Annotated in this window: 8 protein-coding genes and 1 pseudogene; 2 read left to right on the plus strand and 7 right to left on the minus strand. The window is 58.6% G+C overall.

The genetic code is table 11. The features are described 5' to 3' along the window. Positions 1-65 precede the first annotated feature (65 nt). Both mfd and fhuE read left to right on the plus strand, forming a co-directional pair. Positions 66-3,512: a transcription-repair coupling factor gene (gene mfd / locus ACK5JN_RS16265; protein ID WP_416871122.1), complete on the plus strand. Its 3,447-nt coding sequence runs from the start codon at positions 66-68 to the stop codon at positions 3,510-3,512. Positions 3,513-3,758: 246 nt separating this feature from the next. Next, a pseudogene (gene fhuE, locus ACK5JN_RS16270) lies at positions 3,759-5,936 on the plus strand (ferric-rhodotorulic acid/ferric-coprogen receptor FhuE). A 202-nt stretch (positions 5,937-6,138) separates the two neighbouring features. On the opposite strand, the gene ptsG reads toward fhuE, so the two are convergent. The 7 genes from ptsG to fabF form a co-directional block, all read right to left on the minus strand. Beyond that, positions 6,139-7,572 carry a PTS glucose transporter subunit IIBC gene (gene ptsG, locus ACK5JN_RS16275; RefSeq protein ID WP_416871123.1) on the minus strand — a complete coding sequence of 478 codons (1,434 nt, stop codon included), beginning with the start codon at positions 7,570-7,572 and terminating at the stop codon, positions 6,139-6,141. Positions 7,573-7,872: 300 nt separating this feature from the next. Then, positions 7,873-8,667, minus strand: a complete 795-nt coding sequence (locus ACK5JN_RS16280; protein WP_416871124.1) for a metal-dependent hydrolase — start codon at positions 8,665-8,667, stop codon at positions 7,873-7,875. A gap of 10 nt (positions 8,668-8,677) precedes the next feature. After that, the gene (gene holB / locus ACK5JN_RS16285; RefSeq protein ID WP_416871125.1) at positions 8,678-9,682 is read right to left on the minus strand and encodes a DNA polymerase III subunit delta'; all 1,005 of its coding nucleotides are present in this window, start codon (positions 9,680-9,682) and stop codon (positions 8,678-8,680) included. Next, positions 9,679-10,320, minus strand: a complete 642-nt coding sequence (gene tmk / locus ACK5JN_RS16290) for a dTMP kinase (protein ID WP_416871126.1) — start codon at positions 10,318-10,320, stop codon at positions 9,679-9,681. Before tmk ends, holB begins: the two co-directional genes overlap by 4 nt. Beyond that, positions 10,310-11,332, minus strand: a complete 1,023-nt coding sequence (gene yceG / locus ACK5JN_RS16295; RefSeq protein ID WP_416871127.1) for a cell division protein YceG — start codon at positions 11,330-11,332, stop codon at positions 10,310-10,312. The genes tmk and yceG overlap by 11 nt, the downstream gene beginning before the upstream one ends. 1 nt (position 11,333) lies before the next feature. Further along, positions 11,334-12,143, minus strand: a complete 810-nt coding sequence (pabC, locus tag ACK5JN_RS16300; RefSeq protein ID WP_416871128.1) for an aminodeoxychorismate lyase — start codon at positions 12,141-12,143, stop codon at positions 11,334-11,336. Positions 12,144-12,276: 133 nt separating this feature from the next. Next, entirely contained in the window at positions 12,277-13,518 is a 1,242-nt protein-coding gene (gene fabF / locus ACK5JN_RS16305) for a beta-ketoacyl-ACP synthase II (RefSeq protein WP_416871132.1), read from the minus strand. Positions 13,519-13,541 lie beyond the last annotated feature (23 nt).

Genomic DNA, 13,541 nt, shown 5'->3' on the forward strand with positions numbered 1-13,541 from the left:
AATAAGTACAGCAAATTTATATTATTACCGTGGAAATACGGTCTTCTGGAGAACGTGCGCTGACTATGCCTGAACTTGCCCGTTATGCCCTACCGACAAAACCCGGCGACCAGCGCCAGCTTGGCGAACTGACCGGCGCGGCCTGTGCGACGCTGGTGGCGGATATCGCCGAACGCCATGCCGGGCCGGTGGTGTTAATCGCCCCGGATATGCAAAACGCCCTGCGTCTGCACGATGAAATTGGCCAGTTCACCGACAGCCTGGTGATGAACCTCGCCGACTGGGAAACGCTGCCGTACGACAGCTTCTCGCCGCACCAGGACATCATCTCTTCACGCCTGTCGACGCTGTACCAGCTGCCTACCATGCAGCGCGGCGTGCTGATCGTGCCGGTCAGCACGCTGATGCAGCGCGTCTGCCCGCATAGCTTCCTGCACGGCCACGCGCTGGTGATGAAAAAAGGCCAGCGCCTGTCGCGCGACGCCCTGCGCAGCCAGCTTGATAGCGCCGGCTACCGCCACGTTGACCAGGTGATGGAACACGGCGAATACGCCACCCGCGGCGCGCTGCTCGACCTCTACCCGATGGGCAGCGAGCAGCCGTATCGCCTTGATTTCTTCGACGATGAAATCGATAGCCTGCGGGTCTTCGACGTCGACAGCCAGCGCACGCTGGAAGAAGTTGAGGCCATTAACCTGCTGCCCGCGCACGAATTCCCGACCGACAAAACCGCCATCGAGCTGTTCCGCAGCCAGTGGCGCGATAAGTTCGACGTTAAACGCGACGCCGAGCATATCTACCAGCAGGTGAGCAAAGGCACGCTGCCCGCCGGGATTGAGTACTGGCAGCCGCTGTTCTTTAGCGAGCCCCTGCCGCCGCTGTTCAGCTACTTCCCGGCCAACACCCTGCTGGTGAATACTGGCGACCTCGAGACCAGCGCCAACCGCTTCCAGGCCGACGCGCAGGCGCGTTTTGAAAACCGCGGCGTCGATCCGATGCGCCCGCTGCTGCCTCCTGCTGCGCTGTGGCTGCGTACCGAAGAGCTGAACAGCGAGCTGAAAAAATGGCCGCGCATCCAGCTTAAAACCGAGCATCTGGCCGACAAAGCGGCGAATACCAACCTCGGCTTCCAGCCGCTGCCGGATCTCTCGGTGCAGGCGCAGAACAAATCGCCGCTAGACAACCTGCGCAAATTTACCGAGTCCTTTAGCGGGCCGGTGGTGTTCTCGGTCGAAAGCGAGGGCCGCCGCGAAGCCTTAGGCGAACTGCTGGCGCGCATCAAGCTGTCGCCAAAACGGATCCAGCGGCTGGATGAAGCCAGCGGCAAAGGCCACTATCTGATGATTGGCGCCGCCGAGCACGGCTTCATCGATACCCGGCACAATCTGGCGCTGATTTGCGAGAGCGACCTGCTCGGCGAGCGCGTGGCGCGGCGTCGTCAGGACGCGCGACGGACCATCAACCCGGATACCCTGATTCGCAACCTGGCGGAGCTGCATATCGGCCAGCCGGTGGTGAACCTGGAGCACGGCGTGGGCCGCTACGGCGGGATGACCACCCTGGAAGCGGGCGGTATTACCGCCGAGTACCTGATCCTCACCTACGCCAATGACGCTAAACTGTACGTGCCGGTCTCCTCGCTGCACCTGATCAGCCGCTACGCGGGCGGTGCGGAAGAGAACGCGCCGCTGCATAAGCTGGGCGGCGACGTCTGGACCCGCGCGCGGCAAAAAGCCGCCGAGAAAGTGCGCGACGTGGCGGCCGAACTGCTGGATATCTACGCCCAGCGCGCGGCGAAAGAAGGCTTTGCCTTCAAGCATGACCGCGAACAGTACCAACTGTTCTGCGACAGCTTCCCGTTTGAAACCACCCCGGATCAGGCGCAGGCGATCAACGCGGTGCTTAGCGACATGTGCCAGCCGCTGGCCATGGACCGCCTGGTGTGCGGCGACGTGGGCTTTGGCAAGACCGAAGTCGCCATGCGCGCCGCCTTCCTCGCGGTCGAGAACCATAAGCAGGTGGCGGTGCTGGTGCCCACCACCCTGCTGGCGCAGCAGCATTATGACAACTTCCGCGACCGTTTCGCCAACTGGCCGGTGCGCATTGAAATGCTCTCCCGCTTCCGCAGCGCCAAAGAGCAAACCCAGATTCTGGCCGAGGCCGCCGAGGGTAAAATCGATATTCTGATCGGTACCCACAAACTGCTGCAAAGCGACGTGAAGCTGCGCGATCTGGGGCTGCTGATCGTCGATGAAGAGCACCGCTTCGGCGTGCGCCACAAAGAGCGCATTAAGGCGATGCGCGCCGACGTCGACATTCTGACCCTCACCGCCACGCCGATCCCGCGTACGCTGAATATGGCGATGAGCGGAATGCGCGATTTGTCGATCATCGCCACCCCGCCCGCCCGTCGTCTGGCGGTGAAAACCTTCGTACGCGAGTACGATAGCCTGGTGGTGCGCGAAGCGATTCTGCGTGAAACCCTGCGCGGCGGCCAGGTGTACTACCTGTATAACGACGTGGAGAATATCCAGAAAGCGGCAGACAGGCTGGCGGAGCTGGTGCCGGAAGCGCGTATCGCCATCGGCCACGGCCAGATGCGCGAGCGCGAGCTGGAACGGGTGATGAACAATTTCCACCACCAGCGCTTCAACGTGCTGGTGTGCACTACCATCATCGAGACCGGCATTGATATCCCGACCGCCAATACCATCATCATCGAGCGCGCCGACCACTTTGGCCTGGCGCAGCTGCACCAGCTGCGTGGTCGCGTGGGCCGCTCGCACCACCAGGCCTACGCCTGGCTGCTGACGCCGCACCCGAAAGCCATGACCCCCGACGCCCAGAAACGCCTGGAGGCCATCGCCTCGCTGGAAGATCTGGGCGCAGGCTTTGCGCTGGCCACTCACGACCTCGAAATTCGCGGCGCGGGCGAGCTGCTGGGCGAAGGGCAAAGCGGGCAGATGGAGTCCATCGGCTTCTCGTTGTACATGGAGATGCTGGAAAACGCCGTCGATGCGCTGAAAGAAGGCCGCGAGCCGTCGCTGGAAGATTTAACCAGCCAGCAAACCGAAGTTGAGCTGCGCATGCCGTCGCTGCTGCCGGATGATTTTATCCCCGACGTCAACACGCGCCTTTCGTTCTACAAGCGCATCGCCAGCGCCAAAAACGAAAGCGAGCTGGAAGAGATTAAGGTGGAGCTGATCGACCGCTTTGGCCTGCTGCCGGACGCCGCACGCAACCTGCTCGATATCGCCCGGCTGCGCCAGCAGGCGCAGAAGCTGGGGATCCGCAAGCTGGAAGGCAATGAGAAAGGCGGCGTGATTGAGTTTGCCGAGAAGAATCACGTCAATCCGACGTGGCTGATTGGCCTGCTGCAAAAACAGCCGCAGCACTTCCGCCTCGACGGCCCGACGCGCCTGAAGTTCTTCCAGGAGCTGGGCGAACGCAAAACGCGCATGGAGTGGGTGCGCCAGTTTATGCATCAGCTTGAAGAGAACGCCCTCGCCTGAAAAATATAACCTGCTGATTCTATTAATTTTCACTCGGATACGGCCGCGCTTGCGGCCGTATTGCTTTCTGCCCCTGCCTGAAATCCCGTTTCATTCTTGACAAATCCCGTGCTTACTTTTGTTTACATTATAATAAAAATGCGTATATTTCTCATTTGCATTCATATATATGCATGCGCGTTGGCCTATAACACGACCGTCGCCACAGAGCGGCGGGAAAAAAATGACGATTGATTAAGGGTTTATATGTCTCACTCTTCCAACATCCGCAACGGCCGCCTGGCGCCGTCAATGCTGGCCATGGGCATCGCCCTGGCGTTGTCTCCCGGCTTAAGCTTTGCCGCTGGCGAAGATACGATTATCGTTGACGGCACCAGCAATACGGGCACCGACAGCGAAACGCAGGACTACAGCGTTAAAACCACCACCGCCGGCACGAAAATGCAGATGGTCCAGCGCGATATTCCCCAGTCGGTCACCATCGTCAGCGAGCAGCGCATGCAGGATCAGCAGCTGCAAACGCTGGGCGACGTGATGAACAACACCATGGGCATCACCAGCAGCCAGGCCGATTCCGACCGTACCAGCTACTACTCTCGCGGCTTTGAGATTGATAACTACATGGTCGACGGGATCCCGACCTATTTTGAATCCCGCTGGAATCTGGGCGACGCCCTTTCCGACACCGCGCTGTTTGAACGCGTGGAAGTGGTACGCGGTGCAAATGGCCTGATGACCGGCACCGGCAACCCTTCCGCCTCGATCAACATGGTGCGCAAACACGCCACCAGCCAAACCTTCAAAGGCAACCTTTCTGCCGAATACGGCAGCTGGAACAAGCAGCGCTACGTCGCCGACCTGCAAAGCCCGCTGACCGACGATGGCAAAGTGCGCGCGCGTATTGTGGCCGGTTATCAGAACAACGACTCCTGGCTCGACCGCTACAACAACGAAAAAACCTTCTTCTCCGGTATTCTCGATGCCGACCTCGGCGACACCACCGCCCTGTCGGTAGGCTATGAGTATCAGCAGATTAATATCAACAGCCCAACCTGGGGCGGCCTGCCGCGCTGGAATACCGACGGCAGCACTAACCATTACGATCGCGCGCACAGCACCGCGCCGGACTGGGCTTACAACGACAAAGACATCAACAAAGTCTTTATGACGCTGACGCAGCGCTTCGCCGATACCTGGCAGGCGACGCTGAACGCCACCCACTCCGAAGTAAAGTTCGACAGCAAGATGATGTACGTCGACGCCTATGTGAATAAAGCCGATGGCACGCTGGTTGGCCCGTACGGCAGCTATGGGCCGGGCTACGATTACGTGGGCGGGACGGGCTGGAACAGCGGTAAACGTAAAGTGGACGCGCTGGATCTGTACGCCGACGGCAGCTACGACCTGTTTGGCCGTCAGCATAACCTGATGCTGGGCGGCAGCTACAGCAAGCAGAACAACCGTTACTTCAGCTCGTGGGACAACGTCTTCCCGGATCAGATTGGCAGCTTCGATAACTTCAACAGCGCCAGCTTCCCGCAAACCAACTGGGCTCCGCAGAGCCTGGCGCAGGACGACACCACGCGCATGAAGTCGCTGTACGCCGCCACCCGTATTTCGCTGGCCGACCCGCTGCACCTGATCGTCGGCGCGCGCTACACCAACTGGAGCGTCAACACGCTGTCCTACAATATGGAGCAAAACCACACCACGCCGTACGCGGGTCTGGTGTATGACATCAACGATAACTGGTCGACCTACGCCAGCTATACCTCCATCTTCCAGCCGCAAAACGACAAAGACAGCTCCGGAAAATATCTGAAGCCGATTACCGGCAATAACTACGAGGTGGGTCTGAAATCTGACTGGATGGACAGCCGCCTGACCACCACGCTGTCGGTGTTCCGCATCGAGCAGGACAACCTGGCGCAGTCTACCGGGGTGCCAATTCCTGGCAGCAACGGCGAAATCGCCTACACCACCGCCGACGGCACCGTCAGCAAAGGCGTAGAGTTTGAGATCAACGGCGCGCTGACCGATAACTGACAGATGACCTTCGGGGCCACCCGCTATGTGGCGGAAGACAGCGACGGCAAGGCGGTGAACCCGAATCTGCCGCGCACCACCGTCAAGCTGTTCACCAGCTATCGCCTGCCGGTGATGCCTGAGCTGACCGTCGGCGGCGGCGTCAACTGGCAGAACCGGGTATACAAAGATACCGTGACGTCATACGGTACCTTCCGCGCGGAACAGAGCAGCTACGCGCTGGTAGATCTGTTCACCCGCTACCAGGTGACGAAAAACTTTGCCCTACAGGGCAATATCAACAACCTGTTTGATAAAACCTACGACACCAACATCGACGGTTCTATCGTTTACGGTGAACCTCGCAACGTAAGCATTACCGCAAGCTATCAGTTCTGATTTAATTGCCAGACAAAACCAAGGGAGCCATAAGGCTCCCTATTTTGTCTGCCTGAGCATCGCGTTCCCCGGCGCCTGAGCTACAGGTTCCAGGTAGCCCGTCCAGGCGAAGCGCCGCCGGGACCAGTCCCCATCCGTCAGACGTAAAAAAGGCAGCCATTCGGCTGCCTTAGTCTCCCCAAATTTACGACCGCGAAATAACTTAGTTATTGCGAATATAGTCGTCCATCTCGGTTTTCAGGTTATCGGATTTAGTCCCGAAAATCGCCTGAACGCCGGAACCTGCCACAACCACGCCCGCAGCGCCCAGTTTCTTCAGGCCAGCCTGATCCACTTTCGCTACGTCGGCTACGCTCACGCGCAGACGGGTGATACATGCGTCAAGGTTAGTGATGTTTTCTTTCCCGCCGAAGGCTGCAATCAGCGCCGGAGCCATTTCACTGGTTGCGGTTGCTTTGGCATCTTCAGTGTTGTCTTCACGACCCGGGGTTTTCAGGTCCAGTGCTTTAATCAGCACGCGGAAGATAACGTAGTACACGATCGCGTAGCAGATACCGACAATCGGGAACAGCCACAGCTTGCTGCTGTTACCGGACAGCACGATAAAGTCGATCAGACCGTGCGAGAAGGAAGTACCGTCACGCATACCCAGCAGGATACAGATCGGGAACGCCAGGCCAGCCAGAATCGCGTGGATAATGTACAGGATCGGCGCAACGAACATGAAGGAGAACTCGATCGGCTCGGTGATACCGGTCCGGACCGAGGTCCGCGCTGCGGAGATCATGAGACCGCCCACTTTGGCGCGGTTTTCTGGTTTAGCAGAGTGCCAGATAGCGATAGCCGCTGCCGGCAGACCGTACATTTTGAACAGGAAGCCACCGGACAGTTTGCCCGCAGTCGGGTCGCCCGCCATGTAACGCGGGATATCGCCGTGGAAGACCTGACCTGCCGCGTTGGTGTATTCGCCGATCTGCATCTGGAAAGGTACGTTCCAGATGTGGTGCAGACCGAACGGCACCAGGCAACGCTCGATGAAGCCGTAGATACCGAACGCCACAACCGGGTTCTGATACGCAGCCCACTGAGAGAAGGTCTGGATAGCAGTACCGATTGGCGGCCAGATGAAGGACAGAACCACACCGGTAAAGATAGCGGCCAGACCTGAGATAATCGGAACAAAGCGCTTACCGGCGAAGAAGCCCAGGTATTCTGGCAGCTTGATGCGGTAGAAGCGGTTGAACATGTACGCAGCGATGGCACCGGAGATAATACCGCCGAGAACACCGGTATCAGCCAGGTGTTTAGAGGTAATTTCTTCCGCCGGTAAGTGCAGTACCAGTGGCGCAACCACGGCCATGGTTTTCACCATGATGCCATAAGCGACGACGGAGGCCAGTGCGGATACACCATCGTTATTGGTGAAGCCTAACGCCACACCGATAGCGAAGATCAGCGGCATGTTAGCAAAAACAGAACCGCCTGCTTCTGCCATAACATGAGAAACGACGGCTGGCAGCCAGCTGAAGTTTGCGGAACCGACGCCCAGCAGGATACCTGCGATAGGCAGCACGGATACCGGCAGCATCAGCGATTTACCGACCTTCTGCAGGTTAGCAAATGCATTCTTAAACATAATAAGGAGTGCTCCTGAGTATTTGTACTTTATCTACGTTTTCACGCATAGGTGAGAGGGGAGAACCTCACCGGTAATCGAGCCTCTAAGGGCTCTTTTTATTTATTACACAGAGTAAAATAATTCAGCGTCAGTTTGTTTGACGACAATCACGTTTCAAAGACTTGTGACGTACAAACTTAATCTTCTTTACATAAAACGTGTCTGTATGTTGCAAGATTAACATTCACCGCCACTTTTACGGCGGTGAACTGTACTCGCTTTGACCATTAATTACGAGCATTAAAATAAGCTCTGAAATCAGGCGGATTGCAGGCGGGCGGGATCGATATGGAAGAGGTTCGAGAAGTTCTCGGTGGTCTGCTGGGCCAACTGTTCAACGCTGACGCCTTTCAGTACCGCCATGTATTCAGCGACGTCACGCACCATCGCCGGCTGGTTCTCTTTACCCCGATGCGGAACCGGCGCCAGGTAAGGCGAATCGGTCTCAACCAGCAGCCTGTCCAGCGGGACATAGCGTGCGGCTTCGCGTAACTGTTCCGCATTACGGAAGGTCACAATCCCGGAGAACGAGATATAGAACCCCATATCCAACAGCTTGCCTGCCGTTTCAGCATCTTCAGTGAAACAGTGTAGTACACCGCCGCAATCCGTGACTTTTTCTTCCCGCAGGATCGCCAGCGTATCGGCGCGGGCATCGCGGGTATGGACGATCACCGGCTTGTTCAGCTCGCGACCAATCTGAATATGGTGACGGAACGACAGCTGCTGCTGCGGCTTGGTTTCCGGGGTATAGAAGTAATCAAGGCCGGTTTCGCCCATCGCCACCACGCCCTCTTCTGCCGCCAGACGGCGCAGTTCTTCAACGTCGTAGGGTTGATCCTGGTTCAGCGGATGCACCCCGCAGGAGAACACCACTTCCGGGCGATTGCCCACCAGCTCACGCATATGACGGTAGCCCGGCAGCGTCGTGGCGACGGCCAGCGCAAAACGGACGTCGCGCGCGGCGGCTTTTGCCATCACGTCATCCACGTCTTTATGCAGGGATTGATAATCAAGGCCATCGAGATGGCAGTGCGAGTCGACTAAAAACATAATGTCTCTCTTAGAGGTGGGATGCAGGCAGCACCACACCGGGTTGCAGATACTGTTCCCAGCGCAGAAGGCGCTCGGTGAGGATAAGTTCGCGGTTCAGCCCCGTGACGCTTTGCAGCTGCTCGCGGCAGGTGCAGGCATCGGCGACGATGGCCTGCAGGCGCGCGCCGGAAAGCGTCTGCGCCAGCTGGCTGACCAGCGGCAGGCTATCGGCGTTAGTCAGGCGCGTAATGCGCTGCTGATACTTGAGCGCATCCAGCAGCAGCGATGACAGCCAGTGTAAACGCTGTACGACTGAATCATGGTTCAACGACGGCAAAAACGCCAGCCAATCACCGCTGGCGAGGGTAGCCCCCAGCGCCTGGCAGAATTTTTCACGCGTCGCCCAGGTTTCAGGTGCCAGCAGCGCGAGCGCCGCCGCAGGGGCATGATCGGACAACCGCAGCGCCGTCAGCAGCGTCTCGCGCGAAGCGCTGGCTTCTCGCTCCAGCCACGCCAGCGCATACTGCTCGCTCGGCGGGGCCAGATGGAAAAAGCGACAGCGGCTACGCAGTGTCGCCAGCAGCCGCGCAGGCTCCTGACAGGCGAGGAAAAACCAGGTGTTTTTCGGCGGCTCTTCCAGCGTTTTCAGCAGCGCGTTGGCGGCCGCTTCGGTGAACAGCGTGGCGTCGGCTATCCACACCACCTTGGCACCGCCGAGGCGCGAATGCTCGTACAGCTTTTCGCTGACGTCGCGGACGGCATCGATGCCCAGCGTGCTTTTGCCCTTCTCAGGCTGTAGCGCGTAGTAGTCCGGGTGCGTCCCGGCCTGCATCAGCTGGCAGCTGTGGCACTGGCCGCAGCTTTTATGGCCGTCCGGGTTCTGGCACATCAAAAAGCGGGTAATGGCGTAGACCAGCGAATCGGCCCCCATTCCGCTGCGGGCCTGAACCAGCAGCGCGTGGTGACCACGACCGGCCTGATAGCTCGCGACGAGCTGCTCAAACGGCGGACGTAACCACGGATACCATTTCATGCTTGCTGCTCCGCGACCCACGCGGTGACCGCATCGCGGATATCGCTCATCACTTTCTCCAGCGGCTGTGTCGCGTCAACGGTGATAATGCTGTCATCCGCCGCCGCCAGCTCAAGATAGCGCGCGCGAGTGCGGTTAAAGAAGTTCAGCGACTCTTGCTCGATACGATCCAGATCGCCACGGGCGCGGGCGCGCTTGAGGCCCACTTCCGGCGTCACGTCGAGGTAAATGGTCAGATTCGGGCGGAAGTCGCCCAGCACCGCGTCGCGCAGGGTGGCCAGCATCGTGCGGTCAATCCCGCGACCGCCGCCCTGATAAGCCTGGGTAGAGAGGTCGTGGCGATCGCCGATCACCCACTGGCCGCTGGCCAGCGCGGGTTTGATCACCGTCTCGACCAGCTGCACGCGCGCGGCGTAGAACATTAGCACTTCCGCTTTGTCGCTAATCACTTCGTCGCCGACCGATTTAATGTCCAGCACCAGGCTGCGCAGCTTTTCTGCCAGCACCGTGCCGCCCGGCTCGCGGGTAAACTGCAGGTCGTTCACGCCGAGGCTGCGCAAGGTGTCGACAACCACATCCCGCGCGGTGGTTTTACCCGCCCCTTCCAGTCCTTCAATGACGATGTAATTACTGCGCATTTTTATCCTTTAGCACTCTCAGGTAACCCTGCACCGACCGGTTATGGTCTGCAAGGTTGGTATTAAACGTATGCCCGCCTTTGCCATCCGCCACAAAATACAGATACGGCGTTTTCGCCGGATGCGCGGCGGCATTCAGCGACGCTTCGCCCGGGCTGGCAATCGCGCCCGGCGGTAGGCCAGCGATAGTGTAGGTATTATACGCGGTTGGGGTCTCAAGATCTTTACGCGAGATCCTGCCGTCGTAGCGATCCCCCATACCGTAGATGACAGTCGGGTCTGTCTGCAGACGCATGCCAATGCGCAGACGGTTAATAAACACCGACGCCACGCGATCGCGCTCTTCCGCCACCGCGGTCTCTTTTTCAATAATCGAGGCCATGGTCACCAGTTGGTTCTTATCCTTGTACGGCAGATTGTCCATCCGCCCTTCCCAGACTTTATCGACCTGAGCCACCATTTTCTGATGCGCACGCTTGAGGATCGCCACGTCGGTGGTATGGGCGGTGTACATCCAGGTATCCGGCCAGAACCAGCCTTCCACCCACTGCGGGTTATCCAGCGCCAGCGCTTTGGCGACGGTGGCGTAGCTATCGTCGCTGAGCGTGTGCTTTATATAAGGAGCTTCACGCAGCTGCTTGAGGTAATCGCTCAGACGCATACCTTCGACGAAGCGCAGCGGGAACTGGGCCTCTTTACCGCTGGCCAGCAGCTGCAGCATCTCACGGACGGTCATCTGCGGGGTAAAGCGATAGGTGCCGGCCTTGAAGTGCGACAGTTCGGGTTCCAGGCGCAGCAGCCACTGGAAAACGCGCGGACGGTTGATCACCTTATCGGCGTACAGCTGATCGCCCAGCATCAGTCGCCCGGTGCCCGCTTTCAGCGTAAAGACGGTTTCCTCTTTAATCAGCAGCGTACTGTCCGCCAGCTGGCGTACCTTCCACATGCCGACGCCAGCGGCAATGCCGAGGACAACCAATATCAGGAGTACAAAACGTAACAGTTTCATCATGCTAATCAGACGACTCACAAAGTGGGGCTAAAAATTGATAAAGCTCGCGGGAAGGCCACTGCCACGCCGCGTAACGCTGCACGGGTATCACCGGCATCAGCGCGTTGCAGATAATCACTTCATCCGCCTGCGCCAGCGCCTCTGGCCGCGCATTCACTTCGACAACGCGATACGGCGAGTGTGCCAGCTGGGCGATAATAAATTGCCGCATAATACCGTTCACCCCCGCCTGGTCGAGGCGCGGCGTATACACATCGCGGTCACAGCGCCAGAACAGATTGGCGGCACAGCATTCCGTAAGCCACCCATCGCTGTCAAGGACAAGGGCCTCATCGGCGTTTGTCTGCTCAAGATGAGAACGAATCAGCACCTGCTCAAGGCGATTGAGGTGTTTAATACCCGCAAGATAAGGATTGCGTCCCAGGGGAACGGGACTGAGCGCCAGCGTGATACCCCGCCCCTTCCATTCGGCGTAATGTGCAGGTGCAGCGGCAGTCGAGACAATCCGTGTTGGCGTGTTACAACCGCTAGCGCTGTAACCGCGCCCACCGGGGCCACGGCTAATGATCACTTTAAGAACACCATCGGATTGCTGTCGCGCGAGCTGCTGCATTTCCTGCTCCAGCGTCACCCACTCATCAAATATCAAAGACAGCCGCTGGCAGGCCTGTTTAAGCCGCCCGAGGTGGGCAGCAGGCATCTGGATGCGTCCATTCACCACGCGTGCGGTGGTAAAACACCCATCCCCAAACTGTGAGGCACGGTCATTCACCGCGAGGGTATGCTGCTCGACGCCATTAATTAAGAACATAGCGGCTCCTTATTGATGGACGGGTAGTTTGGCAGGATGGAACGTCTTGAACAAGCAGAGAAAGCTGAATAAAAAAGGCCCGCCAGGCGGGCCTATATCAGCATAGTGACCGACAGCCATCAGGCCGTCTGGCTCAGACTTTTTTAAAGATCAGCGAGCCGTTGGTACCACCAAAGCCGAAGGAGTTACACAAGGTGTACTCCATGCCGCTCACCTGACGCGCTTCGTGCGGTACGAAGTCCAGGTCGCAACCGTCATCCGGGTTATCCAGGTTGATGGTTGGCGGAACGGCCTGATCGCGCAGCGCAAGGATGGAGTAGATAGATTCTACTGCACCCGCCGCGCCCAGCAGGTGGCCGGTCATGGACTTGGTGGAGCTGACCAGTACGCGGCTGGCGGCGTCGCCGAAGACAGACTTAACGGCCTGCGCTTCTGCTTTATCGCCCGCTGGCGTAGAGGTACCGTGGGCGTTGACGTAGCCAATCTGGCTGGCTTCAATGCCCGCGTCGCGAATGGCGTTAACCATCGCCAGCGCCGCGCCCGCGCCGTTTTCCGGCGGTGACGTCATGTGGTACGCATCGCTGCTCATGCCGAAGCCAACGACTTCTGCATAGATTTTCGCGCCGCGTTTTTTCGCATGTTCGTACTCTTCCAGTACCACCATGCCCGCACCGTCGCCCAGCACGAAGCCGTCGCGGTCTTTATCCCACGGACGGCTTGCCGCCTGCGGGTTATCGTTACGGGTAGACAGCGCGCGCGCTGCGCCAAAGCCACCCACGCCCAGCGGGGTACTGGCTTTCTCGGCGCCGCCGGCAACCATCGCATCTGCATCGCCGTAAGCGATGATACGCGCGGCCTGGCCGATGTTATGCACACCGGAAGTACAGGCAGTCGCGATCGAGATGCTTGGCCCGCGCAGACCGAACATGATGGTCAGATGACCTGCCACCATGTTAACAATCGTGGACGGAACGAAGAATGGGCTGATCTTACGCGGCCCGCCGTTGACCAGCGAACTGTGGTTTTCTTCGATCAAGCCGAGGCCGCCAATACCGGAGCCGATAGCGGCGCCAATACGGTGAGCGTTCTCTTCCGTCACTTCAAGGCCAGAATCCTGCATGGCCTGAACGCCAGCGACAATTCCATATTGAATGAAGGCATCCATCTTGCGCTGTTCTTTGCGCGAGATAATGTCTTCACAGTTAAAATCCTTTACTAAGCCAGCAAATTTCGTTGCATAGGCGCTAGTATCGAAATGGTCGATCAGGCTGATGCCACTCTGACCGGCAAGGAGAGCTTTCCAGGTAGACTCTACGGTATTGCCGACAGGAGACAACATGCCCAGTCCGGTCACAACTACACGACGCTTAGACACGGTTGTCCTCCAGGGAGGGAAAA

The organism is Kluyvera sp., assembly GCF_047971185.1.
Lineage (GTDB): Bacteria > Pseudomonadota > Gammaproteobacteria > Enterobacterales > Enterobacteriaceae > Kluyvera.